This is a genomic window from Streptomyces sp. NPDC021080 (assembly GCF_044333225.1).
Taxonomy (GTDB): domain Bacteria; phylum Actinomycetota; class Actinomycetes; order Streptomycetales; family Streptomycetaceae; genus Streptomyces.
Map to the genome: position 1 here is coordinate 289320 of NZ_JBIRQM010000011.1, position 19035 is coordinate 308354.

General features: G+C 71.9%; 18 protein-coding genes. 13 read left to right on the forward strand and 5 right to left on the reverse strand.

Going from position 1 to position 19035, the window contains the following annotated elements:
* Positions 1–4 precede the first annotated feature (4 nt).
* A complete protein-coding gene (gene ggt / locus ACH4S8_RS27380) occupies positions 5–1816 on the reverse strand; it encodes a gamma-glutamyltransferase (protein WP_398398526.1) in 1812 nt (603 codons plus the stop codon).
* Between the two features lie 103 nt (positions 1817–1919).
* Here ggt and ACH4S8_RS27385 point away from each other — a divergent pair, with 103 nt between their 5' ends.
* The 3 genes from ACH4S8_RS27385 (at position 1920) to ACH4S8_RS27395 (ending at position 4831) form a co-directional block, all read left to right on the forward strand.
* Positions 1920–2744: a hypothetical protein gene (locus ACH4S8_RS27385; RefSeq protein ID WP_398398528.1), complete on the forward strand. Its 825-nt coding sequence runs from the start codon at positions 1920–1922 to the stop codon at positions 2742–2744.
* A gap of 266 nt (positions 2745–3010) precedes the next feature.
* Positions 3011–4585, forward strand: coding sequence for an alpha/beta fold hydrolase (locus ACH4S8_RS27390; RefSeq protein WP_398398530.1), 1575 nt, complete (start codon positions 3011–3013; stop codon positions 4583–4585).
* 66 nt (positions 4586–4651) lie between these two features.
* Positions 4652–4831 (forward strand): hypothetical protein, encoded by a 180-nt coding sequence (locus ACH4S8_RS27395; protein WP_398398532.1) that lies wholly within the window; start codon positions 4652–4654, stop codon positions 4829–4831.
* A gap of 106 nt (positions 4832–4937) precedes the next feature.
* Here the strand turns inward: ACH4S8_RS27395 and ACH4S8_RS27400 are convergent, their stop codons facing one another.
* Complete coding sequence (locus tag ACH4S8_RS27400) at positions 4938–5378, reverse strand: DUF6278 family protein (protein WP_398398534.1); 441 nt, start codon at positions 5376–5378, stop codon at positions 4938–4940.
* 261 nt (positions 5379–5639) lie between these two features.
* On the opposite strand from ACH4S8_RS27400, the gene ACH4S8_RS27405 reads away from it, so the two are divergent.
* The 8 genes from ACH4S8_RS27405 (at position 5640) to ACH4S8_RS27440 (ending at position 14211) form a co-directional block, all read left to right on the forward strand.
* Positions 5640–6965, forward strand: a complete 1326-nt coding sequence (locus ACH4S8_RS27405) for a radical SAM/SPASM domain-containing protein (protein WP_398398537.1) — start codon at positions 5640–5642, stop codon at positions 6963–6965.
* Between the two features lie 107 nt (positions 6966–7072).
* A complete protein-coding gene (locus tag ACH4S8_RS27410) occupies positions 7073–7231 on the forward strand; it encodes a hypothetical protein (protein WP_398398540.1) in 159 nt (52 codons plus the stop codon).
* Positions 7232–7376: 145 nt separating this feature from the next.
* Complete coding sequence (locus ACH4S8_RS27415) at positions 7377–8873, forward strand: coproporphyrinogen-III oxidase family protein (protein WP_398398542.1); 1497 nt, start codon at positions 7377–7379, stop codon at positions 8871–8873.
* Between the two features lie 4 nt (positions 8874–8877).
* Complete coding sequence (locus ACH4S8_RS27420; RefSeq protein ID WP_398398544.1) at positions 8878–9585, forward strand: hypothetical protein; 708 nt, start codon at positions 8878–8880, stop codon at positions 9583–9585.
* A gap of 21 nt (positions 9586–9606) precedes the next feature.
* Complete coding sequence (locus tag ACH4S8_RS27425; RefSeq protein ID WP_398398546.1) at positions 9607–10431, forward strand: methyltransferase domain-containing protein; 825 nt, start codon at positions 9607–9609, stop codon at positions 10429–10431.
* Position 10432: 1 nt separating this feature from the next.
* Entirely contained in the window at positions 10433–11317 is an 885-nt protein-coding gene (locus tag ACH4S8_RS27430) for an SAM-dependent methyltransferase (protein WP_398398548.1), read from the forward strand.
* A 22-nt stretch (positions 11318–11339) separates the two neighbouring features.
* On the forward strand, positions 11340–12626 hold the full coding sequence (locus ACH4S8_RS27435) for an MFS transporter (RefSeq protein WP_398398550.1): 1287 nt from the start codon (positions 11340–11342) through the stop codon (positions 12624–12626).
* Positions 12610–14211, forward strand: coding sequence for an FAD-dependent oxidoreductase (locus ACH4S8_RS27440; RefSeq protein ID WP_398398552.1), 1602 nt, complete (start codon positions 12610–12612; stop codon positions 14209–14211). Before ACH4S8_RS27435 ends, ACH4S8_RS27440 begins: the two co-directional genes overlap by 17 nt.
* Before the next feature lie 147 nt (positions 14212–14358).
* On the opposite strand, the gene ACH4S8_RS27445 is transcribed toward ACH4S8_RS27440, so the two are convergent.
* The 3 genes from ACH4S8_RS27445 to ACH4S8_RS27455 are packed head-to-tail and all read right to left on the reverse strand — an operon-like array spanning position 14359 to position 17212.
* Positions 14359–14559, reverse strand: a complete 201-nt coding sequence (locus ACH4S8_RS27445) for an acyl-CoA carboxylase subunit epsilon (RefSeq protein ID WP_398398554.1) — start codon at positions 14557–14559, stop codon at positions 14359–14361.
* Positions 14560–14570: 11 nt separating this feature from the next.
* Entirely contained in the window at positions 14571–16142 is a 1572-nt protein-coding gene (locus ACH4S8_RS27450; RefSeq protein ID WP_398398556.1) for an acyl-CoA carboxylase subunit beta, read from the reverse strand.
* A complete protein-coding gene (locus tag ACH4S8_RS27455) occupies positions 16139–17212 on the reverse strand; it encodes a 3-oxoacyl-ACP synthase III family protein (protein WP_398398558.1) in 1074 nt (357 codons plus the stop codon). The genes ACH4S8_RS27450 and ACH4S8_RS27455 overlap by 4 nt, the downstream gene beginning before the upstream one ends.
* Before the next feature lie 190 nt (positions 17213–17402).
* Here ACH4S8_RS27455 and ACH4S8_RS27460 point away from each other — a divergent pair, with 190 nt between their 5' ends.
* Together ACH4S8_RS27460 and ACH4S8_RS27465 are read left to right on the forward strand one after the other, a co-directional pair.
* Positions 17403–18008, forward strand: coding sequence for a hypothetical protein (locus ACH4S8_RS27460; protein ID WP_398398560.1), 606 nt, complete (start codon positions 17403–17405; stop codon positions 18006–18008).
* Between the two features lie 279 nt (positions 18009–18287).
* The gene (locus ACH4S8_RS27465) at positions 18288–18917 is read left to right on the forward strand and encodes a TetR family transcriptional regulator (protein ID WP_398398562.1); all 630 of its coding nucleotides are present in this window, start codon (positions 18288–18290) and stop codon (positions 18915–18917) included.
* Positions 18918–19035 lie beyond the last annotated feature (118 nt).

Genomic DNA, 19035 nt, shown 5'->3' on the forward strand with positions numbered 1-19035 from the left:
GCCGCTAGGGCCGCACGACCATGGCCGAGCCTCCGCCTCGGCGGACCTTCTCCGCCGCGGCCAGCCACCTGCCGTCCCCGAGGCGCTGGACGCCCGTGGCCGCCCCGATCTCCGGGTTGAGCTTGAAGGAGTGGCCGATGGCTTCGAGCCGGGCCCTCGACGGGCTGTCGTACAGGCCCGGTTCGAGCTCGGTCTGGGCGGCGTTGCGCTGGCTGGCGCGCGGCGCGGCGATCGCGTCCACCAGCGGGAGCCCGCGGTCGACGAACTCGGTCAGGGTCTGCAGCACGGTCGTGATGATGCTCGCGCCACCCGGCGAACCGAGCGCCACGACGGGCCTGCCGTGCCGGTCGAGGACGATGGTCGGCGAGATCGAGGAGCGCGGGCGTTTGCCGGGACCCGGCAGATTGGGGTCGTGCACGGCCGGGTTGGCCGGCGCGAAGGAGAAGTCGGTCAGTTCGTTGTTGAGGAGGAAGCCGCGCCCGGGGACGGTGATCCCGCTGCCGCCGGTCTGTTCGATGGTCAGTGTGTAGGCGACGACGTCGCCCCACTTGTCGGCGACCGTCAGGTGGGTCGTGTTCTCGCCCTCGTACGTCGTCGGGGCGGCCGTCCCGGTGGCGCCGCAGGCGGTGGGACTGTTCGGGTCACCCGGCGCGAGCGGGCTCGTCAGCACCGCGTCGTCCTTGACGAGGCAGGCCCGGCCGTCCGCGTACCGCTGCGAGAGCAGGCCCTTGGTCGGCACGTCCTCGAAGGCCGGGTCGCCCACCCAGCGGCCCCGGTCCGCGAAGGCGATCCGGCTCGCCTCGATGTAGTGGTGCAGGTACTGCGTCTCGCTCGCCTTCGAAAGGTCCGTCTTCTCCAGGATGTTGAGCGCCTCGCCGACGGTGGTGCCGCCGGAGGAGGAGGGCGCGATCGAGTAGACGTTCAGACCGCGGTACGAAGTCCTGGTGGGCGCCTGGCGCTTGGCCCGGTACGCCGCGAGGTCCCGCAGGGACAGCTTGCCGGGCCGGGCGTTGTAGCCGGACGCCGGGTCCACGGGCGGCTTGTCGGCGGTGGCGACGATCTCCCGGCCGAGATCACCGGTATAGAGGGCGCGTGTGCCCTTCCTGCCCAACTCCTCGTAGGTGCGCGCCAGATCGGGGTTCTTGAAGGTCGACCCGACGACCGGCAGCGAGCCGCCGGGCAGGAACAGCCCGGCGGTGTCGGGGAAGTTCGCGAAGCGGGCCTGGTTCAGCTCGGTCTGCGCGCGGAAGGTCGCGTCGACCGTGAACCCGGAACGGGCGATGCGCTCGGCCGGTTTCAGGACGGTGCCGAGGCCCCTGCTGCCCCACGAGTCCAGGGCCGTCTGCCAGGTGGCGGGTGTGCCCGGTGTGCCCACGCTCAGCCCGCTGGTGACGGCGTCCGCGAAGGCGAGCGGCTTGCCGTTCTCCAGGAACAGCCCGGAGTCGGCGGTCAGGGGCGCCGTCTCCCGTCCGTCGATCGTGTGCACCGTACGGGACTTGGCGTCGTAGTAGACGAAGTAGCCGCCCCCGCCGATGCCGGACGAGTAGGGCTCGGTGACGCCGAGGGCCGCCGCCGTGGCGACGGCCGCGTCGACGGCGTTGCCGCCCTTCCTCAGCACCTCGATGCCCGCGGCCGAGGCGTCCGCGTCGACGCTCGCCACGGCGCCTCCGTACCCGACCGCGACGGGCACCTTCGCCACGGGCGTTCTCGCGGCCGTGGCCGCCGCCGGTGCCCCGGGCGGCGCCGCCGCGCCCACTAATGCCGTCGCGGCCGAAACCGCCAGGACCGTCAGATTCCGCGCAAGAGGACGTCGCATCAATACCTCCAGTCAACAGCCGTCCGCGCAGCGTAACTTCACCGTCGTCACCCCGTCAGGCCCCCTCGAACACGATTTCGCGGGCCCGCTAGCATGCGCGCACATGAATGACGACGTGCGCAACATCGTCCTCGGCGTCCTGGCCGCCGGCCTCAGTGCCGCGCTCGGCTGGCTCGCCCGCACCTACCTGTGGAGACGCAAGCTCCGCCGCAAGCAGGCGTTCTTCGGGCTGCCCGACAACTCCGAGTCACTCCTCGTGGTGAACCGCGAGGCGGGCGGACCCGAGCTCACGGTGACGCGCCACGACGTGTTCGCGCTCCTCGAACTGTCCGCGCTGATCAAGGACTGCGGCGCGCACGCCCAGGTCATCGCGCACGACGCGACCCAGCAGGGCTTCGGCGAACGCACGGAGTTCTGCGTCGGCGGACCGGCGTCGAACCGGCGCATGGCCGCGCACCTGCAGTCCCTGCTGCCCGGTGTGCAGGTCAACACCGACTCCGGACGGGGGCCCGACCGGGGCGCCTTCCAGATAGGCGGCGAGCGCTACCGCCTCGAGTCGGGCCAGACCGAGTACGTGATCCTGGCCCGGCTCACCGCGGGCCAGAGCCGTGACGCGCGGCCGGTGTTCCTCTTCTGCGGCCAGCGCGCGATCACCAATCAGGCGGCGACCCGCTATCTCGCCCGCAACCACGCGCGCCTCGCCCGCAAGCACGGCGGCAACAGCTTCGTCCTGCTGCTGAAGGTCGTGAACTCCCAGGCGTACGGCCCCGATGTCGTCGAGCTCGTCGCGGACGTCACCCGCGCCGCCCACGCCCCGCTGCCGACACCGCCCGCGCTGGACCCGGCACCGGAGGCGGCGTCCGACCCCGGCCAGGACGGGGAGGCCGCGGCGAAGTCGGCCTCGCCCCGGGTGCGTCGGCGTACGTGACATCCGGCGAGCCCGGCGGGCCCGGCACCCAGCGCGCCCGGCACACCCTGCGCCCGACGGACCCGGCGTCCCGCTTCCGCGGCGCCCGTTCGCCGGGCACCGCCGCTTTCCGGCCGGTCGCGCGGCGCGTGTGGCGGGATCCCAGTGCATGGAAATGAACACTTCAACAATCGTTACTCGCACGTAACTTACCGACGGGTTACTTCGAGTAAGCAGCTGAGGTTACCGTCGGGTCACCTTGCACTGACCAAGTGAGGAGTGACCCGTTGGGAAACGGTCGCAACCCCCTGCGCACATCCGCCGTCGGCGCCCTCTCCGCCACCCTGATCGCCGCCGCGGGACTGGGCCTCGCGCCCGCCGCCCAGGCCGCCGACGGCTCCGGCGGTGTCCGCTTCGTCGACATCTCCGGCGACGGCGGCACGATCCTCAAGGCCAATGTCACCACCCCCGCGGGAGCGGACGGCACCCGCTCCTACCCGCTCATCGTGCTGCCCACGAGCTGGGGCCTGCCCCAGGTCGAATACCTCGCGCAGGCACAGAAACTCGCGAACTCCGGCTATGTGGTGGTCGGTTACAACGTCCGCGGGTTCTGGCAGTCGGGCGGCGAGATCGACGTGGCCGGCCCCCAGGACACCGCCGACGTGTCGAAGGTGATCGACTGGGCGCTCGCCAACACCCCCGCCGACGCGCGGAAGGTGGGCGTGGCGGGCGTCTCGTACGGCGCCGGGATCAGCCTGCTGGCCGCCGCGCACGACAAGCGCATCAAGGCGGTCGCCGCGCTGAGCGGCTGGGCCGACCTGACCACGTCGATCTACTCCGGCCGGACCGAGCACGTCCAGGCGGCCGCCCTGCTGGACGGCGTCGGGCACATCACGGGCCGGCCCAGCGCCGAGACCCAGCAGGTGTTCAAGGACTTCTTCTCCTCGAACCTGTCGCAGGAACAGAATCTGGTGGACTGGGGGAAGAAACGTTCACCCGAGACCTACCTCGACCAGCTCGACAAGAACGGCCCCGCCGTCTTCATGGCCAACACCTGGGGCGACACGATCTTCTCGCCCAACCAGTACGCCAGGTTCTACGACGAGCTGACCGGGCCCAAGCGGCTGGAGTTCCGCCCCGGCGACCACGCCACCGCCGAGATCCCCGGACTGTTCGGGCTCCCCAACGACGTCTGGACCGACACCGGCCGCTGGTTCGACCACTATCTGCAGGGCAAGGACAACGGCATCGACCGTGAACAGCCGGTGCAGCTCAAGTCCCGCTCCACGGGCGGCTACGAGGGCTACCCGGACTGGAAGTCGGTCGGCTCGGCCACGAGGAAGATCGCCCTCGAGGGCACCACCCGGATCCACACGAACGTCGACTCGGGCGCGGACGGCGGGATCATCTTCCTGTCCAGCATCCTCGACCAGCTCACACGGATCCCGCCGATGGCCTCGATCCCGCTCCTGCCGCGCTACTGGACCGCGGTGTGGCAGTCGGAGAGGTCCACGAGCGTCCAGCGCGTACGAGGCACCGTCAAGCTGCACACCACGGTCACCGGCACCAAGGAGAGCGGCACGTTCATCGCCTATCTCTACGACGTGGGCCCGCTCGGCATCGGCAAGCTGGTCAGCAACGCGCCGTACACCTTCCACGGGCAGACGCCCGGTGAGCCGTTCGGCGTGGACCTGGACCTGTTCTCCACGGCCTACGACGTCCCGGCCGGGCACCGTCTCGCCGTGGTCGTCGACACGGTCGACCCGCTCTACATCGAGCACAACCCGTCCGGCGCGCAGCTGACCTTCTCCTCGCCGGAGCACGACCCGTCCTACGTGTCGGTACCCCTGCGCGAGCAGTGATCTCCGGCTGGCGCCGGCCGGGCCTGGCCCTGTGAGCCGCTGCCCCCCATACAGCGTCGGGGCTGTGTGGGGTTCCCCACCCGGCAGCAGCGTCCCTGGTTCGGCCGGAGCCAGTCCACGGCCTCGGTCTCGGGACTGTGCCGCCCCGCCCGTACGCCCGTGGGGGCGGACCGGGAGAGCGGCACGCACATCCCGGTGCGGATCGGCGAGGTCGCCGTCACCGCGGGGATGAACGGCAAATCGTAGTCGAGGATCGCCGCGATCGGCTTCCCGGGCCCGGGGAAGTCCGCCTCACCGGGCCGTCGAGGGTCCGGACACCCGTGCGGGACTCCTGCCCGGTTCCGGTGACCGGTCAGGCCTCCGTGGCCTCGGCGTACATCTGGGACAGTTCGGGAACGCCCTGCACGGCCCAGTCGAGGCCGGCCTCGACGACCGGGATCTCGCGGCCCGAGGGGAGCCGGACCGCCGGACTGCCGCCGGGCCACACGTGCCAGGAGGCACCGGGCACCGTGCGCACCACGACCGTGCCGAGATAGAGGCCCGCGTCGTTGCCGAGCCAGGGCAGCGCCTCGGGGTCGTCGCGCCACAGCGGCAGGAGCTGGTCCAGCGCCACCAACGAGGCCGGGGTGTCGTCCAGTTCGAGGCCGACGGACGCGGCCTGGGAGCGGAGCAGTTCGCACTCCGAGAGCAGCTCGGCAACCCCCACCGGATCGTCCTCGAAGGCCTTGGCGAGGGGCCGGCCGCGCCGCACCGGATGCCGCCCCAGCAGCTTGTCCAAGAAGGGGATGTTCATGACGGGCCTCTCCGTGGGGTGCGATCGCCGGCGCCTCCACGTTCCCGGCGGTTCCACGGACGTATCCTGCCGCAATTAGTCATGAATACGGGCGAATCACGACACGTCCGCGAACCTTCTCTTTCCCTCTTCCTCCCCTTCGGCCGGCCGCCGCACACCCTTGCCAAAGGTATTCATCCTTCGTAGAGTTCATCAACGCATGAGTTCAACGGATGTTGACTTGTGTGCTCCGGCACACCGTCGTCAGGAGAGGCAGGGCCCGTGCAGAAGATTCCCTTCCAGGTGAACGAGGGCGGGATCGTCGCCCTGCTGCCGAACGGGCACGTGGAATTCCTCGCCGCCTCCGCACGGGAGTTGATCGAGCGCCACAACTCCGGGACCGGCGTCCCGGCGGCCGAGCTGATGGCCCACGCGATCACCGATCCGCTGGTGACGCCGGACCGGTTCCACCTGCCCGCCCCGGCCATCGCCTTCGTGGAGACGACGAACCTCTGCAACCTCCGGTGCCGCCACTGCTACGCGGACTCCGCCTTCAAGCGCCCCGACGAGATGTCCACCCCGCTCATCATGGAACTGCTCGACGACTTCGCCCGGGCGGGTGTCCTGCAGGTGTTCCTGACGGGAGGCGAGATCTTCTCGCACCGCGACGCGGTCGAGATCATCCGGCACGCCCGCAGCAAGCCCTTCAGCACCCAGATCTTCACCAACGGCCTGCTCGTCACCGAGGAGAAGCTCGCCCGGATACCGCCCGGCCAGTCGTTCTTCATCAGCTTCGACACCGCCGACCCCGAGCGCACGGTCCGCGGCAGGATGGACTTCCCCAAGCTGCAGCACGCGTTCGAGATGATGCGCAGACACGGACACGTGTTCCGCACGGCGATCTCCGTCCACCGGAACAACATCCAGGACGCCGAGGAGATCTTCGAGTGGTGCGCCGACCGGGGCTACCCCCGGCCGCAGTGGCTGGAGACGCACCCGGTCGGCCGGGCCCTGCTGCACCCCGGCATGCTGCTGCGCCCCGAGGACATCGACGAGGTGTTCGCCGTCTACCAGCGGTGCATGGACCGGTACTCCACGGAGCCCGACGAGACACCCGTCGAAACGCCCAACGGACCCGCCCGGCGCGCCGCCGACGAGATCCGCGGGGTCGACACCATCCAGTTCTGCCAGCGCCTGGAGCGCGCCGTGGGCCAGGAGAAGTGCGGCCGGTCGGTCGTCTACGTCAACAGCCGCGGCGATGTCTACCCGTGCAGCAACTGCATGTCGGGCCAGCTGTACAAGGCCGGCAACGTCACCGAGAAGCCGTTCGCGGAGATCTGGGAACACGGCTTCGACGACTTCCGTGACATCCGCTTCAGCGACCACTCGGTGTGCGGTTCCTGCCCGGTGGCCGCCGAGGACATCTGGTGCCAGTTCCGCTGCCCTCCGCTGGCCCGGAACATCACCGGCGACCCGCTGGGCTGCGGCGCCACCGAGTACATCCAGGAGTTCACGCTGCGCTCCGGCCGCTACTGGCGGGCCCGCAGGCAGCGCAACGTCCGCCTGACCCTGGCGCCCCGGAAGCCGTCGGCGGCCGGACCGGCCTGACCCGCGGAAGCGACCGGGCCGAACAGACTCCCGCTCCCGACGACGTGAGCGGGTCCCCGTCCTACAGCGGCGCCACCGGTGCCGCCTCCACCGAAGGGAAGCCATCCATGCCCGAAGAGAAGAAGGTCATCCGCATCCACCTGGAGCCCGGTGAGGAAGGAGTGACCCTGAGCGCCGTCGGCGCCGCCTCGGCCACCGCACCGGCCGAGACGCTGGTGGAGGCCACCAGCATCACGGAGGCCACGGTCATCGAGGTCGAGATCTGACCCGGCGGGCCCCCGCGGGCAGGTGACGAAGCGGCGTGCCCCTTCCCGGCCCGTCGAGGGGCGGGCCGGGAAGGCCCGCCGACGGCACAGGCCCGCCCGGACCATCCGTTCTTCCTGTCTTTCCCGTCGAGGAGACGAGGTCGCGATGAGCAAGACGGCTGTTTCGGCCGGCCCCACAGCACTGCATCCCCGTACAGGCACCGCACCACGCCCCGGGACCGGCCTCGCGCGGCTGCTCAGGGAGAACCCCGCGCTGCGGATCGGCCAGGACGACTACAACATCAACGTGACGGCCAACTACGGCGAGGAACTGTCCGCCCCGCAGGTCGCCGACGCCCTGCGGGAGCATCCCGGCGCCGGACGGCCCGCGCATCTCTACTTCCATGTGCCGCTGTGCGCCTACATCTGCCACTTCTGCAACTACGTCAAGCGCAAGGTCCCGGACGGCCCCGAGGGCGAGGCGGCCCCGCGGGTCTGGACGGATCTGCTGCTCGACGAGTCCGGACGCCGGCTCGCCCACTCCCCCTGGCTCCGGGACGCCCGGATCGAGTCGGTCTACCTCGGCGGTGGCACCGCGTCGCTGCTCGGTACGGAGCAGCTGTCCCGCCTGCTCCAGCACGTACGCACCCGCTACACCCTCGCCGACGACTGCGAGGTGTCCCTCGAGGGCAACCCCGACAACTTCCAGCACGACGAACTCGCCGAAGCCCGTGCCCTCGGCTTCAACCGCTTCAGCGTCGGCGTCCAGTCCCTGCAGAGCGAGGTCAACGCGTTCGCGGGCCGGGGGCACGACGCCTCCATGTCACTGCGCGCCATCGACAAGCTCCACTCCACCGGGGCGCCGTTCAACGTCGACATGATGTTCGGGCTGCCGCACCAGACGGCCGCCACCGTCGCCGACGACATCCGCGCCCTGATCGACCTCGGCGTCCCCACCGTCACCATCTACCGGCTGCGCAACGCCGACCGCGCCAAGATGGGCATCGGCAACCGGGCGCTGTGGAACGTGGACAGCGTCAAGAACCGGCTGCGCGAACAGCACCTCTTCCCCACCCTGGGCGAGACCTACGCCATGCGCGAGGCCGTCGTGGAACAGCTCCTCGACGGCGGTTACCACCCGAGCCCGTGTGGCTGGTGGAACCGTCCCGGCGTCTACTCCGACGGCAACATCCCCCGCGTCTCGCGCAACAAGTGGCAGCGGCACGATTCCATGATCGCCTACGGACCCGGCGCGTACGGCTGGCTGACCGGTGACGGGGACACCGTGACGCAGACCCACAACATCGCCGACATCTCCGGATACGCGCGTCGGCTCCGGCAGGGACCGGGCCTCCCCCTCGCCTCCGGACGGCGGCTCACCGGCCATCAGGCGGCCGGGATGGTGCTGGGCTTCGCCTTCAAGGCGAACCAGCCCATCGACGCGGGCCGGTTCCGCGAGCGGTTCGGGGTCGAGCTCTTCCACGACGAGCCGTTCGCGGGCGTCTTCGCCGACCTCATGGCACGCGGCCTCGTCGAGGCGGTGCCCGGAGCCGCGGAGAGCGTCGTCCCCACCCTGGACGGCGAGGCACTCCACGAGGAGATCATCAGCGTCTACTTCCACCGGCGCGTCGGCGACTTCGCCGAGGCCGTCTGCCACCGGTGAGCCGATGAGCGTCCACCAGCGCACCCACTGGCGGCGGGCCCCGGACGGGACGCGCTACCGCGTCCGGCGCACCTTCCCCGCCGGTCCGGCCGGCGCCACCGTGCTGCTCGCCGGCCCCGGCAGCGTCTCCGTCATGGACGGACAGGAGCGCGACGACCTGCTGCTGGAGGAACTGACCGGGCGGCTGGCCGCCTCGGGAGCCCAGGTGCTCCGCTGCGACCTGCCCGTGCGGGACCGCGGCGAGCCCGCCGGCGAGGCCGACCTCCTCGCCCGCGCCACGCGCCTCGCCGGTGTGCTCGAAGCGCACGCGCACCTAGTGGTCCGGCCGCTGGTCCTGGTGGGTTTCTCGCTGGGCGGGCTCGCGCTGCTGCACCTGCTGGGCACGGGGGTCCCGCGCGCCGCGGACGGCGTGGTGCTGGTGGGCACGGTGATCGAGGAGGACACGTTCCTCACCTCTCGCGTCACCGCGCTCGACCTCGTCTACGGCGCCTTCGACCTGGTCGGCTACCTGGTCGACGAGGCGCGTTCCCCGGCCGTGTTCACACCCGACATGTACGGCCCCTGGTCGGCCGGCCGGCTGATGGGCCCCCGCGCCCCCGATGTGCGGGTGCATCTGCTCGAAGGACTCGGACACACCCTCCAGCCGTGCGGCTCGGGTCCCGCCCGCGACGCGGTGGCGGAACTGGCCTCGCTGGTGGACCGGGAGAAGTGAGCCGAGCGGTTGAGGAAGTCCGTGGAAGAAGAAGCGCGAACAGAGGAAGAGGCGGCGCAGGACATGCTCTCCAGCCAGCGATTCGACAAGATCGCCGAGAACTTCGCGACCAGCGAGGTGCACCGGTCCAGCCCCACGATGGACGCCCTGCACGAGACGCTCGGGCCGCAGACGGGCAGCGCGATCTGCGACGTCGCCTGCGGCGCGGGCCACTTGGCGCTGTCGTTCGCGGACGAGGGGCCGGACCGGCTCGTCGCCGTGGACCCCGCGCCCAACATGCTGGCCTCCGTACGACGGCTGGCCGCCGAGCGGGGCGTCGCCGTCGAGACGGCCGAGGCGTTCGCGGAGGAACTCCCCTTCCCCGACGCCTCGTTCGACCTCGTCGTGTCGCGGCTGGCCCCGCACCACTTCCGTGACATGCCGGCCGCGGTGGGCGAGATGGCGCGGCTGCTGCGCCCCGGCGGCCGTCTCGCCGTCATCGACCTGGAAGGCCACGAGGACCCCGTCGTCGACGCCCTCAACCACGAGCTGGAGATGCTGCACGACCCGACGCACCGGCGCAGCTACACACTCACCGAGTGGATCGGCTTCCTCCGGGGTGCCGGCCTCAACGTCCCCGTCGCGCGCGGCGGGCAGTCCGAGAGCCGTACCGGAGTCCCCGTCCGCCGGTGGTGCGAGATCGCGTCCTCCGGCGCCGAGGCGGAGCGGGCGATCCGGGCGCGCCTCGTCGAGGCCCCCGCCGCGCACCGCGAGGCCCTCGGCATCCGGCAGGACGGCGACGAGTTCCTCATCCCCGTCCGCACCTGTATGGCGATCGGCGTCAAACCGCTCGGCGGGGTGCGCTGACATGCCGGTGATCAGACTGTTCTCCCCCGCGCCCAGCCCGGGGCGGGCCGTGCTCGGGGAGCTGGCCGACGCGGTGACCACCCTGCTCGCGCTGGAGCGCGGGCACTGCTGGGTGTGGTGGCAGCAGCTGGAACCCGACGCCTTCCACCGGCCCGAGTGGCACACGGACGCCGCGGTCCCGGCTCCGGCCGGCCTCGTCGTGTGCAAGGAGAGCTACGGCAAGACACAGGTCCGTGAGCTGCTGCGGCTGGTCCAGGACCGGCTCGCCGACCTCCTCGGCGTGGCGCGCGAAGAGGTCTATCTGACGGTACAGCGCGCCGTGGACGGGGAGTTGCTCGTACGGGACGCCGTGTGGTCCCGCGACGGCAAGGCCCCGGGGACCGCCTCGGCCGGCGACGACGAAAGGACGGGCATGACAGCGGACGCGATCACGGACCTGGTGCCGATCGGCCAGGTGCACAACGAACGGCGTGAACTCGTCGACGACGACTGGGGAGACGTTCCGTCGGTCATCCGGCTGGACGGCGACCGGTTCACCACCGACGCGGTGCTCGGTCTCGACTCCTTCTCCCATCTCGAAGTGGTCTTCCGCTTCCACCGCGTTCCGCCGGACAAGGTGCAGGAGGGCGCGCGTCATCCGCGCAACAATCCCGCCTGGCCGTCGGCCGGCATCTTCGCGCAGCGCGGCAAGAACCGGCCCAACCGCATCGGGGTGTCCCGCTGCCGGCTGGTCAAGACGGACGGACTCGATGTGCACGTGGTGGGGCTGGACGCGGTCGACGGCACACCGGTGCTCGACATCAAGCCGTATCTGCGGCAGTTCGGGCCGCGCGGAGCGGTCGTCCAGCCGGACTGGGTGGACGACCTGATGCGCAACTACTACTGAACTCCGGCCGGGTGAGGACGAGATGGCACAGGAAAAGGGGCGGGAACGACGGGTCCGGCTGCCGGCGGCGGCCGGTCTGCTCGCCTCGGTGTTCGTCGACGCCCTCGGCAGCGGGCTGTACATGTCCGTGTCCGTGGTCTTCTTCACGCGGTACCTGCGCCTCGGCGTCGGCGAGGTCGGTGTCGGGCTGTCCGTCGCCGGCGGGCTGTCGTTCCTGTCGCTGGTGCCGATCGGCGTGCTCGCCGACCGGGTCGGCCCGCGGCGCATGCTGATCGGGGCCCATCTGACCCGGGCGCTGCTCCTGGCCTGCTACCCGTTCGTGACCCGGTTCGCCGTCTTCCTGCTGGTGATCGCGTCGCTCGGAGTCGCCGACCGGGCCGCCTCCCCGCTGGTGCAGGGCCTGTTCGGGGCGGCGGTCGGCAAGGAGCGGCGCGTCCGTGCCATGGGAAGGGCCCGAGCGCTGCAGAACCTCGGGCTGGCCCTCGGCGGACTCGCGGCCGGTGCCGTGCTGTTCGCGGACAGCGGCCCGGTGTACGTCGGCGTCGTGTACGCCGACGCGCTCTCGTTCGTGATCGCGGCGGTCCTGGTGGCGCGGCTGCGGGCGCCCGCGCCCCACGCGCCGTCCGGTGGGCGACCCCTGCCGCTGCGGCGGCGGCTGAGTGTCTTCCGGGACCGGCGCTTCGCTCTGCTCACCGGCCTGAACTCGGTCGCGAGCCTGCACGTCACGGTCCTCACCGCCGGTGTGCCGCTGTGGGTGCTCGCCCACGACCGGATGCCACGGGCGGTGATCGCCTGGACCCTCGTGCTCAACACGGTGATCGTGGTGCTGTTCCAGGTCCGGGTCACCCGGGGCATCGAGGACGCCGCGGACGGCGGGCGCGCGTTGCGGCGCGGTGGCGTACTGCTCGCGGCGGGCTGCTGCGCCCTCGCCGTCACCGGGTCCCTCCCGGCCGCGGCCGCGGTGGCGCTGGTGCTCGGCGCCGTCGCGTTCCAGGCGTTCGCCGAGATGTACCAGCAGGCCGGGGCCTGGGCGATCTCCTACGACCTGGCGCCCGAGGACCGCCGCCAGGTGTACCTGGCCTTCTTCAGCCTGGGCAACGCCGCGCGCAACACGTACGGGCCGCTGGTGGTCACCTTCCTCGTGGTGCGCCGGGGAGCGGCGGGCTGGCTGTCGCTCGGCCTGCTCGTGCTGGCCGCCGGCCTCTGGGCGGCCCGGTCCGGCCGCAGCGCCGTCGCCTCCGTTCCCTCGTCCTCGCCCGTGCCGGCCGTGTCCATCGTGCAAGGAGACAAGCGTGGCCATCACTCCTGAACAGTCCGTCATCGTCGTCGGGGCCGGTCCCACCGGTCTCGCACTGGCCTGTGAGCTGGCCGCCGCGGGGGTGTCCTGCACGGTCCTCGAACGCAGGCTCGCGCCCTCCGCGCAGTCCCGTGCGATGGGCCTGTACAGCAGGACCATGGAGGTGCTCGACCTGCGCGGCCACGCCGACGCGCTGGCCGCCCTCGGCCGGCCGGTCGGCCGGATCGTGCCCGCGCGGGGCGCCCGCGTCGACTTCACCGAACTCGACACCCGGTTCCCGTCCCTCAACGTCATTCCGCAGGGCCGCACCGAGGAGGTGCTCGAACGGCGCGCTCTGGAGCTCGGGGTGACCGTCGAGCGGGGCACGGAGGTGTTCGGCCTGGCGCAGGACGGCTCGGGTGTCACCCTCCAGGTGCGGTCGCGCGACACCGAGTGGGAGGAGAGCGCCGACTTCGCCGTCGGCTGCGACGGCGCCCACAGCGTCGTACGCGAACTCGCCGGGATCGCCTTCCGCGGCCGTACGTACGGGGTCGCGCCGGTGCTCGCCGACGTGCGGCTGCACCGGCCGCCGCCCGACGACGTGCTCGTCCTGTCGGGCGGGGGCGGGGTCATGGTGTCGGTGCCGTACGGCGACGGCCTGTACCGCATCGCGGTGGTGCGCCGGGACCGGCCCTGGACGCGGGACGCGGTGACGCTGGACGAGCTGCGCGAGGTGCTGACCGACGCGCTCGGGTTCGACCCCGGTCCGCACGAGCCCGAGTGGATGGCCCGGTTCAAGATCCATCAGCGGATCGCGGACCACTACCGGACCGGCCGGGTGCTGCTGGCCGGGGACGCGGCGCATCTGCACTCCCCGTTGGGCGGGCAGGGGCTCAACCTGGGGATCCAGGATGCCGTGAACCTCGGCTGGAAGCTCGCCGCCCAGGTGCAGGGCTGGGCGCCCGCGGGTCTGCTGGACACCTACGAGGCGGAGCGGCGCCCCCAGGCCGAACGGATCCTGCGGGCCACGGACCGGGCCACGCGGCTCGCGACGTCGCCGTCCGCGGGGGTGACCGCGGTGCGGCGGGCCGTGATGGCGAGGGCGTTGTCGTACCGGCGGATCCGGCGGGCGGCCGCGGAGGCGGTCTCCGGGCTGCGGAACGGGTACGCGCGGCAGGGCCCGGCCCCCGCGGACGGTGCGAGGGGGCTCGCCGTGCGGGCCGGGCAGCGGGTGCCGGACCTGATGCTCCCGCGGGCCGAAGGAGCGTCCGTGCGGCTGTACTCCTTGATGCGTGACGGGCGGTTCGTTCTGCTCGATCTCGGCGCGGACGGGGAGTGCGCCGCGGCCGCGGAGGCATGGGGGTCGCGGGTGAGCCCGGTGCGGGTGGAAGGCGAGGTGCCCGGGCTTCGCGGTGTGGGAGTCGTTCTGGTGCGGCCCGACGGCTATGCGGCGTGGGTGGACGGAACGGGCGGTCCGGGGGACCGGGAGGCCCGGATGCGCGGAGCGCTGCGGTGGTGGTGCGGTGAGGACGGGCCGGTTCCCCGGGAGGCCGTCGTCGTCGCCGTGCCGGTGGCCGAGGCCGAGCCGTCGCAGGAGCCGGCCGTCGATCCGGCCTGAGGTCCGGGTACGCACCGGCCGGGCGCGGTCCTGCCCTCGGGTGGCTGCGCGGGAGGACCGAGGAGACGTCCCGAGGAGGACCGGCCGGCCCCTCGGGAGGACAGGGGAAAGCCCGTTGCCCAGAGGGCAACGGGCTTTTCGTGTCGGTCAGTTGCGCCAGCTCGCCGGGGAGCGGTAGGGCGTGGGGCGGTCCCAGAGCGGGACGACGGGGCCGGTTCCGGGGTCGTCGGGGGCGGCCGCCGCCCGGGTGAGCAGGACGGCGGTCAGGGCCGCCAGTTCCTCGGGGAGGATGTCACCGCCCCTGATCACACGGACGAGGGGCTGGTCTGTCTCGGCGGCGGTGGTCATGGGGCTCCTTGTCACTGGGGCGGGTTGCCGTGTTTGCGGGATGTCAGATCGGCGTGCTTGGTCCGCAGCATGCGGAGCGCGTCGATGAGGACGCGGCGGGTGTCGGCGGGATCGATGACGTCGTCGAGGAGGCCGCGTTCGGCGGCGTGGTACGGGTGCATCAGCTCGGCCTTGTACTCCTTGACGAGCTGACGGCGGGTGGCCTCGGGGTCGTCGGCCGCCTGGATCCGGCGCCGGAAGACGACGTTGGCGGCACCCTCCGCGCCCATGACCGCGATCTCGTTGGACGGCCAGGCGTAGGACAGGTCGGCGCCCACGGAACGGGAGTCCATGACGATGTAGGCGCCGCCGTAGGCCTTGCGGAGGATGAGCGAGATCCGGGGGACGGTCGCGTTGCAGTAGGCGTAGAGGAGTTTGGCGCCGCGGCGGATGATCCCGTTGTGCTCCTGGTCGACGCCGGGCAGGAAGCCGGGCACGTCGACCAGGGTGACCAGCGGGATGTTGAAGGCGTCGCACATCTGGACGAAGCGGGCGGCTTTTTCACTGGCGTCGATGTCGAGGACTCCGGCCAGGACCAGCGGCTGGTTGGCGACGATGCCCACGACCTGGCCGCCGAGGCGGGCGAGGGCGACGATCACGTTGGCCGCCCAGCGTTCGTGGACCTCCAGGTACTCCCCGTCGTCGACCAGTTCCTCGACGACCCGGCGCATGTCGTACGGGCGGTGGCCGCCGGCGGGGACCAGGTCGAGCAGGGTGTCGCAGGAGCGGTCGGGCGGGTCCCCGGGAAGAGCGGCGAGAGGGGTCTCCCGGTTGTTCTGCGGAAGGAGGGAGAGGAGGTAGCGGACCTCTTCCAGACATGTCCGCTCGTCGTCGTACGCGAAGTGCGCGACGCCCGACGTCTCGGCATGGACGTCCGCGCCGCCGAGGGCGCCCAGGCTGACCTTCTCACCGGTGACGGTCTCGACGACGTCGGGGCCCGTGATGAACATCTGGGAGGTCTCGCGGACCATGAAGACGAAGTCGGTGAGGGCCGGTGAGTACGCGGCCCCGCCCGCGCAGGGGCCGAGCATCACGCTGATCTGCGGGATCACCCCGGAGGCGCGGGCGTTGCGGCGGAAGATGCCGCCGTATCCCGAGAGCGCGGTGACGCCCTCCTGGATGCGGGCGCCCGCGCCGTCGTTGAGCGAGACGAGCGGGGCGCCGGCGGCGACGGCACGGTCCATGATGCGGTGGATCTTCTCCGCGTGGGCCTCGCCGAGGGCGCCGCCGAAGATGCGGAAGTCGTGGGCGTAGACGAAGACCGTGCGGCCGTGGACCGTGCCCCAGCCGGTGATGACGCCGTCGGTGCGGGGTCTGCGGTCCTCCATGCCGAATCCGGTGGCCCGGTGCCGGCGCAGGGGTTCGACCTCGCTGAACGTGCCGTCGTCCAGGAGCAGTTCGATGCGTTCGCGGGCCGTGAGCTTGCCCTTGGCGTGCTGTGCGGCGGTCGCCTTCTCGTCGGGCCCCCGGAGCACCTGTGCGCGCAGCGCGCGGAGCTGGGCGACCCGTCCCCTGATGTCCGGGGCCGCCTCCTCGGCGCTCACGGCGCCACCGGCGCGACACGGTCGTCGGCCGCGAGGAGTCGGGGGACCGTGGGCCGGGCCCCGGCCGCGGGAGGGTCCATCGACCAGTTCAGCAGGGCGATGCCGAGGCTCATGCCGCCGCCGAACGCGGCCAGCAGGACCAGGTCGCCCGGTTCCGCCGCTCCCCGCCGGTGCATCTCGGCGAGGGTCACCGGCACGGACGCGGCGCCGGTGTTCGCGTAGCGCTCCAGGGTGAGGTGCAGGGCGGCACGGTGGAGACCGAGGCCCGGCCACAGTTCGGCGAGCATGATGCCGTTGGCCTGGTGCGGGACGAAGTGCCGGACGGCGTCGGCGGGGACCCCGGCGCGGCGCAGCAGCCTCCGCGTCTCGTCCGGGAGGGCGCGGGTGACGAAGTCGCGTACGCCCCGGCCGTCCATGCGGAAGTAGTGGTCGCCGTCGGTCAGGGTCCGCGGCGAGGGCGGGCGGCGGCTGCCGCCGGCCGTGACCTCGATGAGGTGGTGGGCGTCGCCGCGGGAGACCAGGGAGATGTCCCGCAGGCCGAGTCCGGGGGCGACCGGGCCGAGGACCGTCGCCCCGGCGCCGTCGCCGAAGAGGGCTGCCGTGCGGCGGTCGGTGTAGTCGAGGATGCGGGAGTAGACGTCGGCGCCGATGACCAGTCCGTACCGGGGCTCCGCGGCCTCGGCCCCGGCGAGGAGCTTCTGCACGGCCTTCAGGGCGTAGACGAAGCCGCTGCACACCGCGTTGACGTCGAAGGCGGCGGCCCGCTTCGCCCCGATGCGGTGCTGGACCAGGGCGGCGGTGGCCGGCTGCGGATGGTCGGGGGTGGAGGTGGCGACGACGACGTAGGCGAGCTGGTCGGCCGTCAGGCCCGCGCTCCGAAGGGCGCGGACGGCCGCCTGGACGGCCAGGTCCGAGGTGGCCTCGTGCGGGGCGGCGCGACGGCGCTCGTGGATGCCCGTCTTGCGGACGATCCACTCGTCGGACACGCCGGCGCCGTGCCCGATCTCCGCGTTGCTGATGATGGCTTCGGGCAGGTACGAGCCCACTCCGATGATGCCGATGGACTGCACGATTCCTCCTCGGGCAGCGGCGAGCCACGACTTAACTCACCAGGCGTTGAAATCATCGCAGAGCGGGTTGACAAATTCAACACTGGAAGAGTTCACTGAAGTATGAATTAATGGTTGGAATGCGCGCGGGCGACCGTGACGGACAGCGGATCCGCGCAGAACACGACCGACACCAAGGGGAGTTGCCGTCATGACCGTCAGCACCGCAGAGACCGCGGACGAGACCAGGGCGGAGGCTACCGAGGCCTTGGTCTCGGCGGGCCGCTCCCTGTTCACCGAACTCGGCTACCGGCAGACCGACTTCGCCCTCCTGGCCGACACGGCCGGCCTCACCGAGGCCTACGCCCGCGAGCTGCTGCCCGACAAGGCGGCGGTCTTCGGCGCCCTGGTCGAACGGACCGTCCGGGTCGCCGGCATCCTGCGCCCCGCGGTCGCCGAGGGGGTCGACGAGGACCTGTCCGCCCGGCTCGCCCGCACCTACCTGGCCCTGTGGGAGCCCAACGAGGAGGACTCGCCGCTGATCGAGCTCTACCGGGTCGCCCTCTCCGACCGCGAGGCCTCCCAGGTCCTGCGCGAGCGCGTCTCCCGGACCCTCAACGGCCAGGTCGACCACGCGCTGACCGGCCCGGACGCCGAACTGCGGACGGCGCTCCTCGGGGCCCAGCTCGGCGGAGTAGCCTTCGTACGACACCTCGTGGGGGTGGACGCCGTCGCCGCGGCCGATCTGGAAACGGTGATCCGGATCATCGCACCGGGACTGCGGCAGACCCTCCTCGGCGGCGACGGCGGCCGGTGACCCGTCACCGGACCGCACGGGCGGACGGCGGCGGATCCCGGGTCGGCACTCCCGCCAACCGGCCGATCCCGTGGAGCGATTGACCAAGGGCGCCACCGGCCGAACCTTCCCGGGTGCCGCCTGCTAAGGTGTTTTCACTACGCAGTGAATTAACCGCTCACGGACCCCCCGAAGTGCAGTGATCCCATGACACCCAGTCGCACAGACGGTTCACCCGCCCCCGAACGCAAGTCCTCTCCCCTGCGGGCTTCCGGCCCCGCCACGAAGAAACCCCGCCCGGTGCGCGCGCGCAGCGGTCGCCGGCCCGGTGACAGCGGCACGCGTGAGCAGATCCTGGAGTCCGCCCTCCATCTCTTCGCCGACCGCGGATACGCCCGCACCACCATCCGCGCGATCGCGGAGGACGCCCAGGTGGACCCGGCGCTGGTCCACCACTTCTTCGACAACAAGGAGGGGGTGTTCGACGCCGCGGTCAACTCGCCGTTGAGCGTCGCGTCCATCTTCGACGAGATGCCGCCGCCCGTGGAGGGCGACAGCACCGCGGAGGCCTCCTGGCTGGCCCGTACGTACCTCTCCTTCTGGGAGAGCGACGAGACCCGGTACGGCATGACCGCCATCTACCGGGCCGGCCTCGCCGACAGCGCCACCTCGGCCACGCTGCGCGCCCGCGTCGAGGAGAGCACCGCCAAGTGGGCGGCGACCTCCGGGTACAAGGACCGTCCCGACGCCGAGACGCGCGCCGCCCTCGCCTCCGGCCACCTGGTCGGCCTCGCCCTCATGCGCTACGTCCTGGAGATCCAGCCCCTGGCCGACATGGAGTTCGAGGAGTTCCTCGCCTGGGTCGTACCGGCCCTGGAACTCCGCCTCTCCTCCGAGCTGGAACCGCGCAGGACCAGGACGCAGTCCTGACACCCGCCTGCACGGGCCCGAGGCCCGTGCAGGCACCTTGAGCGCCCGCCGGCCGGAAGGCCGTCGCCCGGGGCGATCGCGTCCGGCCCGCGGAACGGGACCTGGGCCGGAGAAGTCG

Bases quoted from the DNA above. Each gene is read 5' to 3' on its own strand.
- ggt (WP_398398526.1), bottom strand. From the start codon at position 1,816: ATGCGACGTCCTCTTGCGCGGAATCTGACGGTCCTGGCGGTTTCGGCC.
- ACH4S8_RS27385 (WP_398398528.1), top strand. From the start codon at position 1,920: ATGAATGACGACGTGCGCAACATCGTCCTCGGCGTCCTGGCCGCCGGC.
- ACH4S8_RS27400 (WP_398398534.1), bottom strand. From the start codon at position 5,378: ATGAACATCCCCTTCTTGGACAAGCTGCTGGGGCGGCATCCGGTGCGG.
- ACH4S8_RS27410 (WP_398398540.1), top strand. From the start codon at position 7,073: ATGCCCGAAGAGAAGAAGGTCATCCGCATCCACCTGGAGCCCGGTGAG.
- ACH4S8_RS27415 (WP_398398542.1), top strand. From the start codon at position 7,377: ATGAGCAAGACGGCTGTTTCGGCCGGCCCCACAGCACTGCATCCCCGT.
- ACH4S8_RS27420 (WP_398398544.1), top strand. From the start codon at position 8,878: ATGAGCGTCCACCAGCGCACCCACTGGCGGCGGGCCCCGGACGGGACG.
- ACH4S8_RS27430 (WP_398398548.1), top strand. From the start codon at position 10,433: ATGCCGGTGATCAGACTGTTCTCCCCCGCGCCCAGCCCGGGGCGGGCC.
- ACH4S8_RS27435 (WP_398398550.1), top strand. From the start codon at position 11,340: ATGGCACAGGAAAAGGGGCGGGAACGACGGGTCCGGCTGCCGGCGGCG.
- ACH4S8_RS27445 (WP_398398554.1), bottom strand. From the start codon at position 14,559: ATGACCACCGCCGCCGAGACAGACCAGCCCCTCGTCCGTGTGATCAGG.
- ACH4S8_RS27460 (WP_398398560.1), top strand. From the start codon at position 17,403: ATGACCGTCAGCACCGCAGAGACCGCGGACGAGACCAGGGCGGAGGCT.